General features: G+C 41.2%; 13 protein-coding genes. 3 read left to right on the top strand and 10 right to left on the bottom strand.

Translation table 11 applies throughout. The annotated features are described in order from the left end of the window. Positions 1–13: 13 nt before the first annotated feature. The 3 genes from Q4546_RS14190 to yegQ all read right to left on the bottom strand — a co-directional run bounded on the left by Q4546_RS14190 (position 14) and on the right by yegQ (position 4,822). Positions 14–997, bottom strand: coding sequence for a GTP-binding protein (locus tag Q4546_RS14190; protein WP_102436176.1), 984 nt, complete (start codon positions 995–997; stop codon positions 14–16). Positions 998–1,074: 77 nt separating this feature from the next. After that, entirely contained in the window at positions 1,075–2,748 is a 1,674-nt protein-coding gene (locus Q4546_RS14195) for an amidohydrolase family protein (protein ID WP_055023742.1), read from the bottom strand. A 673-nt stretch (positions 2,749–3,421) separates the two neighbouring features. Further along, the gene (gene yegQ, locus Q4546_RS14200; protein ID WP_102438026.1) at positions 3,422–4,822 is read right to left on the bottom strand and encodes a tRNA 5-hydroxyuridine modification protein YegQ; all 1,401 of its coding nucleotides are present in this window, start codon (positions 4,820–4,822) and stop codon (positions 3,422–3,424) included. Positions 4,823–5,048: 226 nt separating this feature from the next. On the opposite strand from yegQ, the gene Q4546_RS14205 reads away from it, so the two are divergent. Next, positions 5,049–5,891: an HDOD domain-containing protein gene (locus tag Q4546_RS14205; protein WP_102438028.1), complete on the top strand. Its 843-nt coding sequence runs from the start codon at positions 5,049–5,051 to the stop codon at positions 5,889–5,891. 82 nt (positions 5,892–5,973) lie between these two features. Further along, entirely contained in the window at positions 5,974–7,467 is a 1,494-nt protein-coding gene (locus tag Q4546_RS14210) for a bifunctional diguanylate cyclase/phosphodiesterase (protein ID WP_303412182.1), read from the top strand. A gap of 15 nt (positions 7,468–7,482) precedes the next feature. Here Q4546_RS14210 and Q4546_RS14215 read toward each other — a convergent pair whose 3' ends face one another. The 7 genes from Q4546_RS14215 to ettA form a co-directional block, all read right to left on the bottom strand. Next, on the bottom strand, positions 7,483–7,917 hold the full coding sequence (locus Q4546_RS14215) for a thioesterase family protein (RefSeq protein ID WP_102438032.1): 435 nt from the start codon (positions 7,915–7,917) through the stop codon (positions 7,483–7,485). 179 nt (positions 7,918–8,096) lie between these two features. Continuing rightward, on the bottom strand, positions 8,097–11,879 hold the full coding sequence (locus tag Q4546_RS14220; protein WP_102477177.1) for an EAL domain-containing protein: 3,783 nt from the start codon (positions 11,877–11,879) through the stop codon (positions 8,097–8,099). Between the two features lie 231 nt (positions 11,880–12,110). Beyond that, entirely contained in the window at positions 12,111–12,584 is a 474-nt protein-coding gene (locus Q4546_RS14225; RefSeq protein WP_303446472.1) for an NYN domain-containing protein, read from the bottom strand. Positions 12,585–12,611: 27 nt separating this feature from the next. Beyond that, positions 12,612–15,713 (bottom strand): multidrug efflux RND transporter permease subunit, encoded by a 3,102-nt coding sequence (locus Q4546_RS14230; protein ID WP_303446473.1) that lies wholly within the window; start codon positions 15,711–15,713, stop codon positions 12,612–12,614. After that, positions 15,713–16,837 carry an efflux RND transporter periplasmic adaptor subunit gene (locus Q4546_RS14235; protein WP_102438040.1) on the bottom strand — a complete coding sequence of 375 codons (1,125 nt, stop codon included), beginning with the start codon at positions 16,835–16,837 and terminating at the stop codon, positions 15,713–15,715. Before Q4546_RS14235 ends, Q4546_RS14230 begins: the two co-directional genes overlap by 1 nt. A 379-nt stretch (positions 16,838–17,216) precedes the next feature. Beyond that, positions 17,217–18,371 (bottom strand): hypothetical protein, encoded by a 1,155-nt coding sequence (locus Q4546_RS14240; protein WP_102520088.1) that lies wholly within the window; start codon positions 18,369–18,371, stop codon positions 17,217–17,219. A 541-nt stretch (positions 18,372–18,912) separates the two neighbouring features. Further along, positions 18,913–20,580 (bottom strand): energy-dependent translational throttle protein EttA, encoded by a 1,668-nt coding sequence (ettA, locus tag Q4546_RS14245; protein WP_102532034.1) that lies wholly within the window; start codon positions 20,578–20,580, stop codon positions 18,913–18,915. Between the two features lie 563 nt (positions 20,581–21,143). On the opposite strand from ettA, the gene glyA reads away from it, so the two are divergent. After that, positions 21,144–22,400 (top strand): serine hydroxymethyltransferase, encoded by a 1,257-nt coding sequence (gene glyA / locus Q4546_RS14250; RefSeq protein ID WP_102438048.1) that lies wholly within the window; start codon positions 21,144–21,146, stop codon positions 22,398–22,400. Positions 22,401–22,480 lie beyond the last annotated feature (80 nt).

The following is a 22,480-nucleotide window of genomic DNA, read 5'->3' on the forward strand; positions in this document are numbered from 1 at the left end:
AGTCGTTTTATATTTAAACCACTAAGCTAGCTAACTTTTCACGCATTATTTTTTCGTCCATGCCACCTTTGGGGGCAATAAAGACTAAACGGGTTGCTCTTGCTTCATCGTGTTCCCACGGCTCGCCAACAGTGACATTGGCGCGTTGGCCAGTACATTGAAATATACAGCGATGATCAGGTCGATCAGATAAATTTAAAATACCTTTCATGCGGTAGGCATCGACTGAAAACTGCTGTAATAGCGGATAGAGGCTTTGCAAAGACAGCGGCTTGTCGGTTTCGAAGCTAAAAGTATCAAAGCTGTGGTTTACATGGTCATGATGGTTGCATTGGCTGTGGTCATGGTCTGCACCTTGGTGCTGACAAGTATGCTCATGGCTAAGTTTTACTAACCGCTCAGGTACATCAAATAAAATCGGTAGTGCGACGTTTCCAAACTCCATTTCAACCAGTTTGGCAAAAGGGGCTTGGGTTTGGCACCATGCTTTAACTTTTTCCAGCTGCTCAGTTGCCACTAAATCAACTTTATTAACTAACACGATATCGGCGACTTGTATTTGTTGCTCTGACAAGCTGGCCATTGAACCTTCTAAACTTAAAATATTCTCAGCATCGATAGTGGTGATAATCGCGTTCAATGGCGCGTGTGCTTGTAGTTCAGGATCTTCAAATTGCAATGCCACTTCTTTAGGTTCGGCAATACCTGAGGTTTCAACAATAATATGATCAGGGCGCTCTTCAAGTGCCAGTATGCGCATCACTGAGACCACTAAACCTTCGGCAAGATTGCAACACACACAGCCATTTTCGAGGCTAATCATATTGTCGCTTTGGGATTTTACTAGCTCTGCATCGACATTAATTGAACCAAAGTCATTTACGATAACGGCCATACGCATGCCATCGGCATTGGTTAGGATATGGTTTAACAGGGTGGTTTTCCCGGCACCTAAAAAACCCGCTAAAATGGTCACTGGAATAGGTTTTTTATTCATTGACGTTTCTCTATATGATTTACTTTTTAACGAAAAAGCTCGGTATTACCCGAGCTTTATGATTTTAGGCATAATGGTTATGCAACCACTGGATTACGAACTGCTAAGCCAGGATTTACATCTAAATGCAATTCACCATTTTCGATAATAGGTGTACCATTTACGATCACATGATGCATCCCTTCTGAGAGTGCATTAGGCGCATCAAAGGTCGCTAGCACTTTGATTTCGTCAAGTTTAAATAAGACTAAATCAGCATCTTTACCCACTTGAATACGGCCTTTGTTTTTCATTTGAGGAACACTGTTTTCTAATATTCGACACGCATTTAAGCTCGTACGCTCCATCGCTTCGAGTAGTGTAACTGCTTTGTATTCATTGAGGTATTTACTGATAAAGCGAGTAAAACAAGCAAGCGATCTTGGATGAGCAATAGCATCACTTGGTAATGGCCATACATTACCTTCGATTAATTGCCCCTTAGGATTCATCCATGGCATTGCATCGGATGCAATGGCTGCGCCTGGAAATAATACTGAGCGGTCCATTTTATGGCGATCGGATTTACTTTCATCAGGTTTTAAAAAGTGCATTACTACCACTGTACCTGGCGCATTTGCTTGAAGCTCAGTGACTTTTTCTTGTGTTAAGGCTTTACCATTTGCTTCCATGTAGCTTGCACTTGGCACTCCCCAGCGCTCTAGCCAATCATCACCGCGGAAAACTTCTGCGCCGATCACTGATGAACCAGCACCGTAAGGATAAGCTTCTGTTGTCACCGATAAGCCTGCATCAACCGCATCTTGAACTAAATCAGCACAATCTTCGATATCTTGCACTGAGGTACTGTTAAGGTGACAAATATGCATGTGTGCACCGGTGGTTGCCGATAAACTGATCAGTTCTTGGTAGGCTTCAAAGCTTGATTTAGGCTCTGCGCTATTTAAGTAACGCACGTGGGTATAAGTAGGCATTTCATAGCGTTTAGCTAGCTTTGCTAATTCGTAGTACTCTTTATGGCCATAACCTGGTGCATAGCCAGCGTTAATACCAATGCCCAAACCTCCCTCTTTAAGGCCTTGCTCAACATAGTTTAAAATGGATTTAAGCTCATCTTTTGTCGCAAGGGTGTTTTGCCAGTTATTTTTAGAAAATGCTTGTTGAAACCAAACAATCGTACCGTCTGCTGGTGGCATTGTGGGCTCTTTTGCCGTGATACGAGCATAAGTCCATGCAACAGAGGCGCCGTAGTTAATAGGGCGGCCCTCTTTGGCTGTGTCATCATAGAATTTAGCAATAGGTAGCAACCCCGACTCCATTTCAAGAGCGGTGGTTACACCATCAAATGCTTGTGCTCGTGCAGCCGGAAGCTGTTGACCATGCGCGTGCATATCAATAAAGCCCGGCGCAACCACTAAGCCTGTGGCATCAATGACTTTTTTGCCTTGTAATTTATCTGTTGAAATGGCGGCAATACGATTGCCTTTAAGGCCGACGTTACGAATGGCATCTAATTTAGTTTCAGGGTCAATGACCCGGCCATTTTCAATAACAATATCAAATGGGCCCTTTTCATTGGCCATTAGCTTAATTTGCTGCTCAGTGAGTTTGTCTGATGCGGCTTGCAAAACTGAGGCAAATGGAAGCGCTGCAGTACCAACAGCACCCGCTGCAAGCTTAGTTAGCGTAGTACGCTTTGACTGGTCGACATTGTTAGTGGTTAAATCATTTAGCTTGGTATCGTCTTTCATTTTTTATCCTCATTTATTCATGCAATAAAAATAGTAAAAACTGGCAACATGTGAAACGGCAAGCACCATAAAAGCTACTTTAAACAGCTTTGCTCTAAATTTGGATAATGTAAAGCACACTTTGATACTTTTGTTGCGCAATCGTGTCTTTGGGGGCGAATAATAAATATTTCAGGGCTTAGGGTTACAGCTTTGTTAGCTTCGGTTGCTCGTATCGCTTTGAGTTTGTTACTGATATTGCGTTAATGATAAAATTTTGCCGCTGTAAAACTTATTACTGATATTAATTAATAGCATAGATTAGAGGAACTCACATTTGAAGGGTCTAACCCTTCAAGTTTTGACCAACCTTGGCCAATAATAAATAAATGATAGGTGATAACTGACTAAATGATAGGTCATGAGTTTTTATATGTAGTAGGCTGGATCTTGAGTGGGCGATAGAGTTGGGTAGGTGATAGAGTTGAGTAGGTGATAGAAGTTGAGTAGGTGATAGAAGTTGAGTGAAAGGTAGAGATTGAGTCAAAGGTAGAGATTGAGTCAAAGTGGTGGCTTGTATTGCATTGGCGGGTAAACACTTTCTCAACAGTCACAGTTATGGCCTAAAAGGCAATAACTGCAACAGCTGAAAACGGATAACCATCCCCTGGTTAGACTGACTTATGTAGCAGGTCTAGGTAACGGGTTCAATCGCTTGATGTGGATTGCGGCTATCTTGCCCTTGAGGCAGATTGCGCATTAAAATTGCTTTATCCAGCTCGACTTCTGCCGGCACAGCTAAGAATACAAAGTGCCCTGAACCTAACCCGGCTTCTACTGATTCACCTTTGCGATTAACTAATTCTGAAATGGTTAAGGTGATATTGCCTTGCGGGGTCATCAATTCAACACTGTCACCGACAGAGAACTTGTTCTTAACGTCAATTTCAGCTGCGCCGGCATCATTGCGTTTACCGGTAAATTCACCAACAAATTGTTGGGTATCACTGATTGAGTAGCCGTAATCATAGTTCTGGTATTCGTCATGAACGTGACGACGTAAGAAGCCTTCGGTATAACCACGATGCGCCAAGCCTTCAAGGTTATGCATTAGCGTGCGGTCAAAATCTTTACCTGCCACAGCATCCTCAATGGCTTGACGATATAACTGTGCGGTTCTCGCTACGTAATAAAAAGATTTAGTACGGCCTTCAATTTTTAATGAGTCGACACCCATTTTGGTTAAACGCTCAACGTGTTGAATGGCACGTAAATCTTTTGAGTTCATAATATAAGTACCATGCTCATCTTCATAAGCAGGCATATATTCGCCTGGGCGTCCTGGTTCTTGCAATAACACCACTTCACTTGATGGCTGACCTGCGCCCAATGTTGGCGGTGTCTCTAATTGCACACCATGTTGGTCAACAAGCCCTTGTGGGTTTACCGCAATAATGTCACCGGTTTCAGTTTGCTTGGCTTCATGGACATCGTACTTCCAACGACAAGCATTGGTGCAAGTGCCTTGGTTAGGGTCGCGCTTATTGATGTAACCAGAGAGTAAGCAACGGCCTGAGTAAGCCATACATAATGCGCCATGGACAAATACTTCTAATTCAATATCAGGGCATTGCTGACGAATTTCTTCAATTTCATCTAACGACAATTCTCGAGATAAAATAACGCGTTTAATACCTTGTTGCTGCCAAAACTTCACCGAAGCCCAGTTAATGGCATTGGCTTGTACTGATAAATGCACTACTTGATCGGGAAAGGCTTCTCTCACCATCATGATAAGGCCTGGATCTGACATGATTATGGCGTCAGGTTTCATCGCCACGACAGGTTCCATATCACGAATGTAGGTTTTTAGCTTGGCATTGTGGGGAGCAATGTTGCTGACCACATATAATTTTTTATTGAGCGCATGGGCTTCCTGGATCCCCATGGCGAGGTTTTCCATTTTGAAGTCATTATTACGAACTCGAAGGCTATAACGAGGCTGACCGGCATATACAGCATCTGCACCGTAGGCAAATGCGTAGCGCATATTTTTAAGGGTTCCAGCTGGAGACAATAGCTCTGGTCTAAACATAATAACTCTCAATTTGATGAAAACTCGCACACAGCGCGGGGGCGGCATTTTACTGAAGTATGGCTGCTGAATGCAAATTTTTCCTCTGTGATTGCGGTTACAGTCAAATTTGATCATCTTTAATGGAATAAAATCCCCATAGTCGTTCTTTTTCTTTATTCAAATAAGCCACATAACTGGTACAATTGCTTACAAAGCGATAATAATAATACAACGGGCTGAATTGATGACGACTGAACACCAACTCCTAGTGGGTTTACTGAAAAAGCTTAAAGATGACGCATTGGTACTGCCAACGCTTCCTGAAGTTGCCATGAGAGTGCAAGAGGTGGTATCAAACCCTAATAGCAGCTTGAAGCAAGTGGGTGATATTATTGGCCAAGATGCGGCGATTTCGGCGCGCATTATTAAGGTGGCAAATAGTGCATTGTATAGCCGTGGTAAAAAAGCTGAAAATATCAGTGCTGCGGTTAATCGAATTGGCTTAGTGCAGATTAAAACCATTGTCACTTCAGTGGCGTTAGAGCAACTTTTTATCTCAACCAATGAAATGGTATGGGAGGTGATGGATGAAGTATGGCAAACCTCCATTGAAGTGACAGCAGCGGCAGGGGCATTACTTGCAATTTATAATAAGCGCAACCCCAGTAAAAGGTTAGATGCTGAAACATTGACCTTGGCTGGCTTAGTGCACAATATTGGCGCGCTACCTGTGTTATCAGAAGCTGAAACAAGGCCTGATACCTTTACCAGTATTGAACAATTACGCGGTCTCGTACGTAAAATGCAAGGGCCAATAGGTCGAGCTATTTTAAAAACGTGGGACTTTGCCCCTGAAGTGATGGAAGTGGTTGAGCGCTGGGCTGATTTGCATTACATCTCTGAGCAGGTCACTTATTTAGACTTTATTCGCTCAGCGGCCTATTACTCTGGTGAGTTAAGAGCAGGTCCCGAGCTTGAGCAGCGGTTAGCATTATTTGCCACAAGAGGCTTACCAGTTACCCCTGAAGATTTAGAGAGTGATGAGTTTTTAGATGTTTATCATTCGATAAAACAGAGTTATCAATAAGCATAAATTCAAGCCCGATGGCTATTGAGTTAACGCTAATAAGGCTAACGCTAATAAAGCAAGATATTAGAGGCACTCGGTTGTGTTAACTGTTGAAATAATGATCATTGTGTTTATTGGCTTAGTTTTGCTGCTCGGTATTGTACTGGGTGGCTATTTTCAGCAAGGGCGCTTTATTAATGAGTTAACCCAAACCCTTGATGTCAATAGTAGCAATAAACTACCGTTAAGTTTCAAACATACCCCTCGGGCTTTTAAACCCCTTATTCGCAATCTAAATCAACTACACAAAAATAATCCTGTTAATCTTGATCGTGACAAACTAACAGGACTGTCCAATCGAGTGGGCTTTAAACGCAAAATGTTTGCCAAAATGCCAGCGACCGAAGGTATGTTGATTTTGGTCGATATTCAACAGTTTAGATTTGTGAATGACTTATTTGGCTTTGTTTTTGGCGATCAATTATTGCAAGCATTTGCAGTGAGGATTAAAGGCTTAACTACCCCCCCTGCGTTTGTATCGCGAATGAATGGTAATGAGTTTTTGCTTTTTTATCCAAATTCATTATTGAGCCAGGATTTACAGGATATGAAGCAGCATTTACAACGACCATTTGAAATTGCTCAAACGCCAATCTGTATTAAAGTTCAACTAGGTGTATTGGAGTTAAATAAACACCATGCTGATGTCAGTTTAATGCTAAGAAGGCTGGATTTAGCCCTTAAAAAAGCTAAGCGCAGCAGTGGCTCTGTTGCTTTTTATAATCAAGATGATGATAAAGCCCAATATCGTGAATTATTAATTATCAATAGCTTACCAAAAGGTTTAAAGCAGAATCAATTGTACATGGTATATCAACCAAAGCTGGACATGAACTCAGGTGCTTGTCATCAAGTTGAAGCACTCATTCGTTGGAAACATGCTGGTCTTGGTGACATTTCTCCTTCGGAGTTTATTCCATTAGCTGAGCATACTGGCATTATCGATTTAGTTAGCCATTGGGCGCTGGATGAAGTGTTAAAACAACAGGTTAAGTGGATTAACAAAGGTTTAAATATCAAAGTGGCAGTGAATTTGTCCACCAAAGATTTAGAGAATAAACAGCTTCCGATCATCATAAGCAGTAAGTTGCTGCAATATAAAGTGCCTGCGCAAAACTTGACCATAGAAATTACTGAAAGCGCCTTGATGATTGATTTGAACAGCACCATAGAAACGCTAAATACCCTCAGAGACATCGGCGTCTCCATCGCCATTGATGATTTTGGCACCGGCCACTCTTCTCTTGCTTACCTGCGCCATCTTCCAGTGGATGAGGTAAAGATTGATAAAGCATTTTTGGACGATTTTAATTGTGATTTACAAGCTAACAAAATTGTCAAAACCAGCATAGATTTAGCTAGTAGCTTAGGGTTTAATGTCACGGTTGAAGGGGTCGAAACAAAGGCGGTATTTGATACCTTGATTGGATTTGGCGCCAATACCATCCAAGGGGATTATTTTAGTAAACCCCTTCGGCCTAGTGAGTTAGAGCATTGTTTAGCTCAGTTAACTTATCCGGTTAGCGCGACGTAATTTATTGCTAAATAGCTAATCTTGACCAAATTGTGATCGTAACTGTGCGATCAGCTCAACTGGCATCGGCGCCATTTGTCGTTGTTGATTCATACAAACCATTTCTATGGTCGCTGTCACAGCAGGCTTGTTAGCATTAGGTCGCCAAATTTCCTGTTGCCACACAGTACGATATTTACTTTCAAAATAATATCGAGTGCGAACATCAACAATATCTGCAAACTCAACCCCATCATGACAAAGCATATCGGTGCGATACACTGCAAATCCCAATTGTTGTAGCTGCCATAAGCTATTTAGTACATCGGCCCCAATAACATGCTCTCTGGCTCTTTCGAAATACTTTAAAAAGTTAGGATGATACACAACCCCAGAAAAGTCGGTGTCTTCATAATAGATTTGCACCGGAAAGTGAAATATTGGGCTATATGCTATTGTTTTTGTGCTCATTCGCTACTCAGTTAGGCTGATTTGGTTATTAAGGTAAAACGGATGCTTATTGTCACCTATTTAAACCACTTTAAACAGACTCTTGCTGTTGATATACCTAAGTTACATACTGCTCAGACCTGCAACGATATTGCATTGTGAGTAGCTTTAAGCATCACAGTCAAACTGATGCTTAATTTTTAGCTGACCTTTTGCTGCATAGACAATGGCAGTAATTGTGTTTCCCCAGTAAGCATTTGGTAAGCGCTTTGCGCGTTGACCGCTGGGCTGAAGATATAACCTTGGCCTACATGACATTGATACTGAATTAACTTTAATAATTGCAGCTCGGTTTCAATACCTTCGGCAACAATTTGCATATTCAAGTCCTTACCGAGATTAATAATGTTTTTAAGTACATTACCAGCCGCTTTGTTATCGATAAAGTTATCGATAAAGCCTTTATCAATCTTTAAGGTATCTAGCGGGAAATGGGTCAGGTAATTCAATGAAGAATAGCCTTTGCCAAAGTCATCTAAACTAATCCTGATATGCAGTTGATGCAGCTGGTTAAGTACTTTTTCAGCGACTTCCACGTTTTCAATTAATAATGATTCGGTAATCTCGAGCTCCAGTTTCTCGGCAGGAAAACCTGTTTCAACTAAAATCGCTTCAATTTGCTGGCAAATATCCGGCTGTGATAGTTGCACTGGCGAAATATTGACTGAAATATTGCCACTTAATAGCCCTTGCTGATGCCATTGATTGCCGGTTATGCAGGCTTGTCTTAATACCCAGTAGCCGATCTCAATAATTTGACCGTTACTTTCAGCTTCTGGAATAAAGCGATTAGGCGGGATCATGCCTTCTTTAGGGTGAAACCAACGCAGTAATGCTTCAAAGGAGCTGATCTCACCGCTGACTAAACAGACTTTCGGTTGATAAAATAACTCAAATTCACCATTCTCTAATGCCAGTTGCAGTTGCTGTTTGATAGTGATTTTTTCTTGCAGGGCGATGGAGAGCGCCTCATTAAAAAAGTATGCACTATTACGGCCTGCATGCTTGGCGGCATACATTGCCGTGTCGGCGTGCTTTAGCAAGGTCTTAGCATCTTGGCCATCTTCAGGGTAACAGGCGACCCCAATACTCGCTGAAGTACTGATCCAATGCTGTTGTACCTGGTAACCGCAATTAATGGTTGCTCTTATCCGTTCAACAATAGTCACTAATTGAGCCAACTCACCAGGATTTCGAATGATAATGGCAAATTCATCGCCACCTAATCGAGCTAATAAGTCATCCCTTTTTATATTGGCTTTTAAACGCTGACTGACCTGAATAATAAGCTCATCACCAATGTCATGGCCCATGGTGTCATTCACTTCTTTGAAATAATCAAGGTCGATAAAAACAATGGCTGCGTGAGTATTTTTAATGCTAATGGACGCTTCAAGTTTGCTATTAAATTGGAAGCGATTCGATAACCCCGTTAACGCATCAAAGTTCGCTCTTTTTCTAAGTTCAGTAATTTTTTGATGGCGAGTTAATAGGTATAAAAACAGTAATAAGGCACATATTATCAGCAAGCTAATAATGGCGTAATGCCACCAAGCTTGGTTTATTTTAAAAGCAAATATGGCTTGATGAGGGCTCCATAGGCCGTCGCTATTACTCCCTTGTACGATGAAGTTATATTCACCGGCACTGAGGTTAGTATATGTGGCAGTGTTGGTGTTACCGACATAGGTCCACTCTTTATCAAACCCTTGCAGCATATAGCGATACTGGTTTTTAGTGGGGGCACTGAAGTCTAATGAGGCAAAGGTAAACTGGACCATATTTTTTTGATAATCTAGGCTTAACTTAGCGAGCTGATTATTACTATTAGGGCCAATATATTCTTGGTTAGCAACAAGTGCCGAAGTAATATGCACTTGAGGCTGAAAGTCATTTCTTGTTAGCTGCTGGGTGTCAATTTTAAAGGCACCATGATTAGTGCCAATAAGTAACTCGTGGTTTCTTATTGCTATTGCACCATCTGAAAATGAACTGTCTTTTTGAGTGATGGCACTGGGGTATTGGGTGATTTTATTGGTTTTTGTATCCATGTGCGCAAATTTAGCTTGCGAGGTGATCCATAAATTTCCTTTACCATCACCCACCACGCCCTTGAGGGTATTGCTGGTAAACCCATGCTCTTTGGTGAAGTACTGGATGTTTAATTCATCACTCCATTTCTCGCCAATCTCAATTTTAGCCAGCCCTAACCCTTGAGTGGCAACCCAAATAATATTATCTTCATCTTGGTAAATTTTGACGGTGCGAATATTTTCAACCTCACTGCCTAGAGGCAAGTGTTTCACTTCATCAGTTTCAGGGTTAATTCGGAAAATAGCATTGGTTGTGGCCATCCATAATTCGCCGTTATGAATGATTTTCTTATCAAAGGCAAAGTTACCTCCAGAGCGATATGCATTATCGTAGTGCTCGAAATAGCGCTTTAAAATGCCTTTATCAGGATTGAACAGTATTAAACCCACGTCTAAATAACCGCTTATCCAAACATTGCCTTTGTTGTCAGGTATGGCGAGGTAAAACTCATTACTGGGGAATCCATGGGGGTTGTCAGAGCTATTACTAAAATGCCTTAAAGTATCATTATCAATATTATACTGTGATAAGCCATTGGCACCCGCTATCCATAAATTGTTTTGTTCATCAACAATGGTGCTATAGGGTTCATTGATCACAGCATCTGTTATTGGCGCTATGGTAATTGTTTCTGTGCCAGCGTTAATCTTATCGATACCTTTATCAGTGGCTATCCATATATTATTTTGTTTATCGGTATCAAACCAATAAACGAAATTACCTGATAACTCGGGTTTAAAAGGGTGAGGGCGATATAATCGAGAGCCTTGTTTAAAGCTTGAGTAGCGCGATACACCATTGCCAGTGCCGAACCAAATACCGTTTGAATAATCGATTAAGATGCTTGCAACGTAATCATCAGCAAGTGAATTATCATTATAATCTTGATGTTTGATATGGCTGAAGGTCATGGTATCGAGTTGTAATCTTGTGGCACCATGATCGTGCGCAATCCACAGGGTATTGTTATCTTCTGCGGTAATGTAAAAAATTTGATTTGAAGCGAGCTGCTGGGAGGAGGGATTATCCCCTTGATGTTGAAATACCTCAGTAGCCAGTGTTTCAGGGTTAAACTTGATTAAGCCTGTTTGATAAGTGCCAATCCACACAAGGCCATCTTCAGCCTGAAACACGGTCGATAAGCTTCCGTCAAAGATCTCTTGGGTGCGCTTATCGTTAAAATTGACTAATTCCAGTTTCTGCTTCAGCCGATTTACCTTGGCCAAGCCAAAGTCTGAGGTTACCCAAATGTTATGGTTACTATCGTAAAAAAAGCCTGCGATAGAGGTATCATATGCTTTATCCGTTTCAACTTCATAGAGGAAGTAGGGGGTAAAGGTTTGAGTGTCTATATTATAGTGACTGACACCAGAGCCGGTGCCAAACCATAGATCGTTATTATCATCTTCAAATATATCTATTATCCAACTGGAACCTAAGCCATTACTTGATGATTTCATATCATGAATAATAATCTGATTATCTGTGGTTAACTGATTTAGACCATCTTCGGTTGCTATCCATATATCACCATTTGTATCCTCGTGGATTTTAGTGACGTAATTGTTTGATATATGGTGTTTATCATTTAATGAAAATTGGAAATTGGTGAAGTTAACCCCATCATAGCGACTGGCACCCGCATCGGTACCAAACCAGATAAAGCCATTTTTTTGTTGATAAAGGGTAGTAATACTCGAAGAAGGTAGACCGTCACTGATGGTCAGGGTTTCTAATCGAAATTGTTCGCCATAGCTTTGAGGCGTAAAAAAAACAGTGACGCAGGCGCAAGTGATTAACAATACAAACTGCTTTAACGCTCCAAACATCGACTAGCCTCAATTATTATTATTTTTTATTAATGAAGTTCGCTAGTAATTCTACATAAATTTAGAAGTGATGTAATGCGGATAAACAGCACAATATGGGAAGTGAGCACTGTGACCATATAGGAAAGCCTAGTTAGTTGTTTATATTGGTATTTTAAAACATACTAGCCAGCTTATATATGTGTGTATATTTGTTTACACTAAGCCGAAGAGTGATGAAAAATGTGACAGTTAAAGTAGCAAGTCATGGTTAATCGCGATATGGCTGCCAGTGACATCAAGCAGTGACTTTGCTGTTAAAGGCGCAACGCTGATCACTTGGGTATTACAGCCATATTTTTGTGCTACTTTGGCAAGCAATAAATCAAAGTCACCATCGCCAGACAATAAAATCACCTTATCAACATCCTCGGCAATATCAAGAATATCTATGGTGATTCCTACATCCCAGTCGCCTTTGGCGCTGCCATCACTGCGCTGAATATAAGGTTTGAGTTTGACTTCAAAACCTATGTGTTTTAATGCATCTTGAAACTTTCTCTGACCGTCGTCTGCAGGGGCAATGGCATAAGCAATAGCATGTTCAATGTGATATTGCTGGCTCAGTAATTTATATAAAGCGCGGTAATTGAATGAGCGCCCAAAAGCTTGTTTACAGGTGTAATAAATGTTTTGTACATCAACAAAAATAGCCACTTTTTCCATTTTTACACCTGTATTAAAGTCATTAAGTTAAGGTCGTTGTTTTTGCGCCTCAATAGCATCATTGAGTTGTTGTTCAACATACCCGGGTGAATGCGTTGCCCCTGAAATGAGTCGATACATGGCAGGAATAACTAATAAGGTCACTAGAGTAGCAAATGCCATCCCAAAGAACACTACTGTACCCACAGCTATTCGACTTTCTGAGCCTGCACCTGTTGACATAATGAGTGGAATTGCGCCGATTAGAGTGGTAAAAGCAGTCATTAAAATCGGTCTTAATCGACGAGCTGAGGCGTCGATAATGGCTTGCTCTATTTCAAGGCCTTTATCTCGCAGCTGGTTGGCAAACTCAACAATCAAAATACCATTCTTAGTCACCATACCAATGAGCATTATCATGCCTATCTGGCTATAAATATTTAACCCCTGACCGGTTAAATAAAGCCCTAAGAAGCCACCAAAAATCCCCATTGGTACGGTAAACATCACCACTAATGGGTTAATGAAACTCTCGAACTGCGCCGCCAGAACTAAATAGGCAACCAATAGCGCTAAACCAAATACGATAAATACGCTGCTCTGGTTTTCTTTGAAATCTTTTGACTCGCCGGTATAGGACACATTTATATCACTGGGGAGCATCTCAATGGCTTTTTGGTCCAGAAAATCTAATGCTTCACCGAGTGTATAACCCGCGCCTAAATTCGCCTTTAAGGTTATCGATTTTTGTTTATTTAAATGGCTTAGTTTTTGCGCTGAAGCCACTTCATCAATCTTGGTAATGGTATCAAGGGTGATAAGTTCACCTGTTTTAGTGCGCATATATATCTGACTCAAATCAGCCACGCTATTAAAACTATTTTCATCACCACGTAAGTAAACATCGTATTCTTCACCGCGTTCGATGAAGGTGGTTTCACTTTTGCCGCCCAGCATAATTTCTAAGGTGTCGGCTACTTCTGAGACACTGACGCCCAGCTCTGCAGCGCGTTGCCTATCAACACTCACCAGTAATTCGGGGGTGGTTTCTGCATAATCAAGATCAGCGCCTTCTAGAAGTGGGCTATGATCCGCTTCAAGTTGCAGTGCCTGTGCCCATTTAAATAGCTCCTGATAATTAGAACCACCTAACACAAATTGTACCGGCTCACTGGATTGGCCTCTAAAGCCAGGCAACATTGGCCGAACCATAACGTCAGCAATGCCATCAAGTGCTTTAGCGATAATGCCTAAAGATTGCTGGGCATTAATATCACGGTCTTGCCACTCTTCTAATTGGATAATCACAAAGCCGGTCTGGTCGCCTGCGCGGCCACCAAAAGCAGGCGCTTGAATACTAAATGACTTAATAACACCATCGCCTAACATGGGCAGTAGTCGCTGCTCGACAATATCCATGTTGGCCGCCATGCGGTTATAGCTGGTGCCTTCAGCGCCTTTAACAAAAGCAAACACGACACCGCGATCTTCTTGTGGTGCTAGCTGTGCTGGTACTTGGTTGAGTAACCAGCCACTACCAATCACACAAGCAATAATGATAATAGGCGCGATATAGCGGTATTTCACCGCTTTTGAAACCAGCTTACGGTATTGCTGCTCTAGGCGCTCAAAAAGGTCATCAACCCACAGATTAAATCGATTAGGTTTGATGTTAGCCTTAAGTAATTTACTACCAAGTACTGGGGTTAAGGTTAGGGCAATGAGTGATGAAAACAGCACTGATACAGCCAACATGACTGAGAATTCAGTAAATAGCAGCCCCACCATGCCCTCCATAAAGGAGATAGGTAAAAATACCATGACCAGTACCGCTGTGGTTGCCATTACAGCAAAACCAACCTCACGGGCACCTTTGTACGCGGCAAGTATCGGTGGCTCACCTTTTTCGAGGTGATGAAAAATATTTTCTACTACTACAATGGCGTCATCGACCACTAAACCAATGGCGAGGATCAGTGCCATTAAGGTTAACAAGTTGATTGAAAAGCCAAAGCTATTGGCCGCAATAAAAGCAGAAATTAATGATACCGGAACCGTCACCGCAGGGATCAATGTGGCTCTCACTTGGCCAATAAAAATGTATAGCACCAGTATCACTAAAATAGCAGTGATAATAATAGTGTTATACACCTCATCAATAGAACGAGATATAAACACGGTAGAGTCATAATCCACCGCGAGGGCTGTGCCATCAGGAAGAAACTGTTGAATGTTATCAACCTCTTGATGAACCAATTTAGCGACATCTAAAGGGTTAGCATCTGATTGGGCAATAATGCCTAAACTAAGGTTAGGAACACCATTACTTTTAAAGGTTGAGTTTTCATTCTCTGCACCGATAAATACATCAGCGACGTCTTTTAGATAAATCGGACTGCCATCTTCCGCAGTACGTACAACCAAATAATCAAAATCATCTGGATTATTATAAAGTCTGGCCGTTCTCACAGTCATAACAGTGGTGTCATTACGGACCTCACCACCTGGGGTTTCAACATTTTCAGTATTTAAAGCAGAGACGATATCATTGGCTGACACGTTACGCCCGGCCATAAGTTCAGGCTTTAACTGAACGTACATGACTTTATATAATCCACCAGTGATTGAAATAGAACTCACTCCGGAAATTAAGTTAAATCTGTCCTCTAGCACCCGTTGGGAGTAATCAGTTAACTGGGTCCTATCCATCGTCGATGAGCTTAAATTGACATAGATTGCCGGCTCGCCAGAGCCATTGTCTTTAGAGACCACAGGATCGTTAGCTTCATCAGGTAAGCGTCTTTGCGCGCGAGCGACAGCATCGCGAACATCACTTACCCCTTCGGTTAAATTCCAGCCTAATAAGAAGGTTACAGTAATGCGCGACATGCCATTGCGGGTTACTGAGGTAATTTCATCAACACCACTGATACCGGTTAATTCATCTTCAATGGTGGTGGTGATCTGGCTTTCCATAATGGTTGCCGAGGCGCCATCATAGGTGGTCATTACAGTTACCACAGGGCTTTCTACATCTGGCATTTCTCTGATTGAAAGCTTAGACAGTGATACCAGTCCAAATACCCCTAAAAGCAGGCTCAGTACGATGGCGACAACAGGGCGTTTTACCGAAACGTCAGAAAGCCACATTAACTTTTCTCCAATTCAGTGGTTAGCATTGCGCTGTCATCTTCTTTAGCGATTTTCTCAGTGGTTGAGTTGGTTTGTAAAATATCGACACTGACACCATCACGCATATTGACAAGTCCCTGAACCACCACATTGTCGCCAATTTTAAGGCCATTTGAGATCAACACTTCATTATCAATACGGGCACCAAGAATGACTTCAGTACGTTTAGCAATGTTGTTCTTTCCAATCAAATAGACAAAGCGTTTAGTACCTGAGTATTCAATAGCCTGTACAGGAATGACTGGCTCAGCAATCGCAGGAAAGTTAAGTGTCGCCGCCATCATCATTCCCGGCTTGAGTTGACTATTGGAGTTATCAAACTGCACTCTAACTCGTAAATTTAAGGTGTCTTGATTAATGCGGGAATCAATGGCGGTAATCTCGCCGCTAAAGACTTGTTCAGGCCAGGCTTTACTTTGTGCCGCTACAGGCATACCAATGGATAACATAGATAAATAATGCTCAGGCACTTGCAGGTCGAGTCTCATACTAGAAAGGTCGTCAAATGCCAGTAACTCGGTGCCGACAGCAATCATTTTACCTACACTGAAATCAACTAAGCCAGCGGTGCCAGAAAAAGGCGCATTTAATGAATGGTAATCAAGTTCTGCTTGGGCAGCGGCTAAACGCGCCTGAGCTATATCTACACTGGCTTGTTGGGCATCGATTTCAGTTTGGGTAATGGCATTACTTTTAACTAATTTTTGGAACTCTTTGAGCTTTCTTTTTTCATCAGCAAGGTAAGCCGCGGCTTCTGCTGTTGCCGCTTTGGCTTTGGCGTCGTCTAATTGAACAATGATTTGCCCAGCTTGAATATCTTGATTGGACTGAATATTAATTTGACCGATTTGCCCAGCCACTTGCGAAGAGATATACACTGATTGTTCAGCGTCGAGCTTACCAATCAAAGACAGTGATTGAGATAATTCATGTTGCTCTACAAGCCCTGTAACAACCGGAATAGATTTTTTGGCAGGGCCTTTTTGAGACGGCGTAGCTTTATTGGCTTGTGAAAAATCACTATAGATGACTGCGGCAGCAACTAAGCTGCAAATGACAATAAGGGGAAGTAATTTTTTCATAATAGAACTCGATGACTCGTTGCTGAATTGCGGTCTATATTAATAAATAATTAGCCATATAAGCGTAAATGAATGTAAAGCAAAGAAGATAAGAGTGTAACTGAACATTCCGATAACAAGCTCATCGACAGTTCGTTGCAACTATAGGCGATTAGCCGATCATTTTGTAATGAATAGATAACATTAGCTTGGCTTATGTTGTTGGTGACTTTTGGTGTTCGACATTGTTACTGTGACAATTTGCTAGCTTATGATATTAACAACCTGCGGCTTAGTTATTCTTCTCATTAAAATAGCTCATTAAGCTAAATGCACTTAAATAAAAAAGCCACTTAGGTAATACCTAAATGGCTTTTTTTACTCGCAGCTTATAGGGCTATTAGTCGAAGTTTTTTTCATGCTCACTATTAGCGGGTTCAATACCCATAAAGTATTCATAACCTTTATCGGTTAAGCTTTTTTTGGAGGTGGCGTTCGCTTGGTTATTGGTATTAACCTGTTTAGGCTTCATTTTTATAACTTGTTTTTTACTGTCTTTGTTTGGCAAGCTGACTAGGTCATTTTGTCGAGACATATTATTGAAGTTATAGTTAAAAACGCCGTTTCCTTGAATGAACTCAACACTCGATTTATCTTGAGACTGGTATGATGCCAAAATGCCATGTTGCCCTAATGGCACCTCATGAAATAATTCTCGGCCTGTACCGATTTTTACCCCATCAATAAACCAATCAGCAGCGACATTACTCACTAAGGTGATCATGGCTGATTTTAACCCTAGCTTTTCATTAATGAGCGAATCAATTTTACTGTTATAAGAAGGCTTGAAGGCCATCTTGATCTTGTAGTTTAAATTACCACTCATGTTCATGCTGGCATCAATAACATCGTATGAAAGCAACACGCTACGATCATTTAAGAATGGATCCGTTTTAATGGTATTAGTGACAATGTAATTTTCAGAATCTTTAAGACAGTCGTTTATTGATTGGAATTTAGAACATAACGTCGAACCGTCTAAATCAACAGTTTGGACAGTATCTGGTTTTGATACATCAGCGATTAGACGTTTGGTAATATCACTTTTTAAGGCGGCTAACTGCTCATCTTTATCGGTACGTTTAGTATTAATGGCATCGTACTCGGCCATAATAGTCTTGTACTCTCTACGAAGTGATTTGCCGTCAATATCATATTTGGTTTCTAACTGGTCAATTTTAAGCACCAGTTTTTCGATATCTTGGTAATAAGCATTAATGTTTGAGCGCGATAAAATTTTAGCCGGTAGTTTTGAGATAACGTGATCATACTCAGTTTTCTTACTCTTTATTTCAACACTGAGAGCATGATAATCAGATTCTTTTTTCTTATGAGTCGATAACTTGTCATTGGCAGAAATAAGTAAGCTGTCAATGTTGTATTTTTGCTCAATTTCTTCAAGTGCTTTAGTTTCACTGCTGGTAATAATTTCTAAACCAAATGAGCTGCTTGCATAAAAGCATAAAAACATAAATGTTATTCGACTATATCTCACTGATTTCTCCGTTTTTTCTTAATTTTTTTGGTGTATAGCAATTGCGCCATAACAAATGGTCAACAGTAAAACAATCCGTCAATAATTTTATATTACTGAAGTTGGTATGTCTTTACAAATAGATTGTTGTTTTTGAGTATTTTTTACAACATCGCCACAGCTCACGAAAATTAATTCATCTAGGCCATTTTTATACACTAAGGGATAAGTTGTAAATGATTTTTAAGCTGTTGTTAATTAGTAAAAATAGTCCATATGGATGATGAGTTTGGCAAGGGGCGGATAAACATGAACATAACGGCGCCGCTGCAATATAGTTTGGCGAGTTGTTAATATTTCAATTGTTTTTGGATATGAATTAATGGTGTCATTTTTATGACATTAATCAACAAAACTGCAGCTTTAACCTGTTTAGTGAATTTTTTAGTCATGAGATATAAAAATGCTCCTTTAGACTATTTACTTAAATATGGGTAAATAGTCATAAGGAGCATTTATTAACTTGCATCACCATTGATAGATATCGGCAGTGACGCGATTGTTATTTTGCAATACGTTTGTATTTCAAGCGGTGCGGCTCAATGGCTTCTGCACCTAAGTTTTCTTTCAGCCAAGTGGTATATTCACTGTAGTTACCTTCATAGAAGTTCACTTGGCCTTCATCACGGTAATCAAGAATATGGGTAGCGATTCTGTCTAGGAACCAACGGTCATGGGAAATAACCATGGCACAACCTGGGAACTCTAATAAAGCTTCCTCTAGTGCTCGCAGCGTTTCAACATCCAAGTCATTGGTTGGCTCATCGAGTAATAACACGTTGCCGCCAGCTTGCAGTAGTTTGGCTAAATGAACCCGGTTACGCTCACCACCTGAAAGAGTGCCAATGATTTTTTGCTGATCGCCACCACGGAAATTAAAGCGGCCTACGTATGCACGACTCGGGATCTCAGTATTGTTGATCCGCATGATATCTTGACCGTCTGAAATCTCTTGCCAAACTGTGTTCTTATCATTCATTGAATCTCGGAACTGTTCAACAGAGGCTATTTGCACTGATTCGCCGACTTCAATGCTGCCGCTATCCGGTTGCTCTGCACCTGAAATCATCTTGAATAGTGTCGATTTACCTGCACCGTTGGCGCCGATGATACCGACAATCGCGCCTTTTGGAACAGCGAAAGTTAAGTCATCAATCAATACTCGGTCACCATATGATTTGGTCAGGTTATTTACTTCAATAACCTTATCACCTAAACGTGGCCCAGGTGGAATGAATAACTCATTGGTTTCATTTCGTTTTTGGTAATCATTGGTGTTCAATTCTTCAAAGCGAGCCATACGGGCTTTGCCTTTTGATTGACGACCTTTAGCACCTTGACGTACCCATTCTAATTCTTTTTGAATGGTTTTTTGGCGGGCGCTTTCAGTGGCAGACTCTTGTTGCAGGCGGGCATCTTTTTGCTCAAGCCATGATGAATAGTTGCCTTCCCACGGTATACCTTCACCACGGTCGAGTTCTAAAATCCAACCTGCAGCATTATCCAAGAAATATCTATCATGGGTAATAGCCACAACGGTGCCAGTATAGTCTTGTAAGAAACGTTCAAGCCAAGCGACTGATTCAGCATCCAAGTGGTTGGTTGGTTCATCGAGTAACAACATGTCTGGCTTTTCAAGCAGTAAGCGACAAATAGCGACACGGCGACGTTCACCACCCGAAAGCACTGCGATTTTTTCATCCCAATCCGGCAAGCGCAGTGCATTAGCGGCGCGCTCTAATACCATATCAAGGTTATGGGCATCTTGAGATTGAATAATGGCTTCAAGTTGACCTTGCTCTTTTGCAAGCGCATCAAAGTCAGCATCAGGTTCTGCGTAAAGTGCATACACTTCATCAAGACGGGTTAGTGCATTTTTAGCTTCACTGACTGCTTCTTCGATCGCTTCACGTACGGTTTGCGATTCATCCAGCTTTGGTTCTTGCGGTAGGTAGCCGATTTTTAAATCTTGCATCGGGCGAGCTTCACCTTCGATTTCGGTATCTAAACCGGCCATGATACGAAGTAGCGTTGATTTACCTGAGCCGTTTAAACCCAGTACACCAATCTTGGCGCCAGGGAAAAAACTAAGGGAAATATCTTTAAGGATTTGTTTTTTAGGTGGAACAATTTTGCCCACTCTAAGCATGCTGTATACAAACTGAGCCATTTTTATATCTCTTTGACTGGGGGATCGAACTAGGAATAGCACTAATTCTACTCGAATCGAGCAACAACTTAAAACCGATCTTTTTGCCGTTAGCTGTTTACGGTTTTTTTGAAGGAGACTTATGTTGCTTTAGTGGTCACTAAGCAGGGTTTCTGTCAGCTAATAAAGATGATTTTGTGAAATATTAAGCGGAGTGCTTATTGAGCCGTGACAATCTAATTAATTTGTTGCTAACTCAAGATTATTTCATTGAATCCGCATTTTGCGGGTTAAAAAGTGATATTCGTGACTATTTTCACTGTTCGCGTTGTTATTTTTGTTGATTCATTTTTTTAGAAAAGAGTTTTCTTAAAATTGTCACAAGGTTATGAAACTAAGCGTTAATTTGGATTTTTCTATGAAATACAATTGCCGAACAACTCCATACAAGAAAATACAACTAACACAAGTGCAGTTCATGACGAATTGCAACTAATTTCATGTTTCAAATGCTGGGATTGTGATCAATTGCGCTGTATCATACCGCGCAACCCTACTATAAGAATTAACAGCTGGAGTGAGTAATGCTGAAAAAAGCTATGAATATCGCAGATTATGATCCACAACTATTTGCAGCAATTGAAGATGAGACTCGTCGCCAAGAAGAGCACATTGAATTAATCGCATCAGAAAACTATACCAGCCCTCGTGTACTTGAAGCGCAAGGCTCACAGCTAACAAATAAGTATGCTGAAGGTTACCCAGGTAAGCGTTACTACGGTGGTTGTGAACATGTGGATATTGCTGAAGAATTAGCTATTTCTCGTGCTAAAGAATTATTTGGCGCGACATACGCAAACGTTCAGCCTCACTCTGGTTCTCAAGCAAACTCAGCAGTTTTCATGGCGCTTTTAGAAGGCGGTGATACTGTTTTAGGTATGAGCCTTGCTCACGGCGGTCACTTAACTCATGGTTCACATGTCAGCTTTTCTGGCAAGTTATACAATGCGGTTCAGTACGGCATTGATGAAGTAACAGGTAAAATTGATTACGCAGAAGTTGAGCGTTTAGCGGTTGAGCATAAACCCAAAATGATTATCGCCGGCTTTAGTGCTTATTCTGGCATTATCGATTGGGGTAAATTCCGCGAAATCGCTGATAAAGTCGGTGCTTACTTATTTGTTGATATGGCGCACGTTGCCGGTCTTGTCGCTGCGGGTATCTACCCGAATCCGCTACCTCATGCACACGTTGTGACAACCACTACCCATAAAACCCTAGCGGGCCCTCGTGGTGGTTTGATTTTATCTGCCATTAACGATGAAGCTATCTATAAAAAACTAAACTCTGCAGTATTCCCAGGTGGCCAAGGTGGCCCATTAATGCACGTTATTGCAGCCAAAGCGGTAGCATTTAAAGAAGCATTAGACCCTGAATTTACCACTTATCAAGAGCAAGTGGTTGCTAATGCGAAAGTGATGGCGAAAACCTTCATTGAGCGTGGCTACAATGTTGTTTCTGGTGGCACCGATAACCACTTATTCTTACTTGATTTAATCAACAAGGATATCACTGGTAAAGACGCAGATGCTGCGCTAGGTCATGCAAATATCACAGTTAACAAAAACTCAGTACCAAATGATCCACGTTCACCGTTTGTGACGTCTGGTTTACGTATTGGCTCTCCTGCTATTACCCGCCGCGGTTTCACTGAAACTGAATCGGTAGAGTTAACTAACTGGATGTGTGATGTGTTAGATGACATCACTAACGAAGCTACTATTGAGCGCGTTAAAAACCAAGTGCTTGAATTATGCGCTAAGTTCCCAGTTTACGGTTAATGTCAACCGAGATTGATTAACATAAACAATGATCTATTTAACTAACGCGGATAATCTTTTCGATAAGGTTAACCTTGTAA

The organism is Shewanella sp. 4_MG-2023 (assembly GCF_030548015.1).
Classification (GTDB): domain Bacteria; phylum Pseudomonadota; class Gammaproteobacteria; order Enterobacterales; family Shewanellaceae; genus Shewanella.

Bases quoted from the DNA above. Each gene is read 5' to 3' on its own strand.
- Q4546_RS14190 (WP_102436176.1), bottom strand. From the start codon at position 997: ATGAATAAAAAACCTATTCCAGTGACCATTTTAGCGGGTTTTTTAGGT.
- Q4546_RS14195 (WP_055023742.1), bottom strand. From the start codon at position 2,748: ATGAAAGACGATACCAAGCTAAATGATTTAACCACTAACAATGTCGAC.
- yegQ (WP_102438026.1), bottom strand. From the start codon at position 4,822: ATGTTTAGACCAGAGCTATTGTCTCCAGCTGGAACCCTTAAAAATATG.
- Q4546_RS14205 (WP_102438028.1), top strand. From the start codon at position 5,049: ATGACGACTGAACACCAACTCCTAGTGGGTTTACTGAAAAAGCTTAAA.
- Q4546_RS14215 (WP_102438032.1), bottom strand. From the start codon at position 7,917: ATGAGCACAAAAACAATAGCATATAGCCCAATATTTCACTTTCCGGTG.
- Q4546_RS14220 (WP_102477177.1), bottom strand. From the start codon at position 11,879: ATGTTTGGAGCGTTAAAGCAGTTTGTATTGTTAATCACTTGCGCCTGC.
- Q4546_RS14225 (WP_303446472.1), bottom strand. From the start codon at position 12,584: ATGGAAAAAGTGGCTATTTTTGTTGATGTACAAAACATTTATTACACC.
- Q4546_RS14230 (WP_303446473.1), bottom strand. From the start codon at position 15,713: ATGTGGCTTTCTGACGTTTCGGTAAAACGCCCTGTTGTCGCCATCGTA.
- Q4546_RS14235 (WP_102438040.1), bottom strand. From the start codon at position 16,837: ATGAAAAAATTACTTCCCCTTATTGTCATTTGCAGCTTAGTTGCTGCC.
- ettA (WP_102532034.1), bottom strand. From the start codon at position 20,580: ATGGCTCAGTTTGTATACAGCATGCTTAGAGTGGGCAAAATTGTTCCA.
- glyA (WP_102438048.1), top strand. From the start codon at position 21,144: ATGCTGAAAAAAGCTATGAATATCGCAGATTATGATCCACAACTATTT.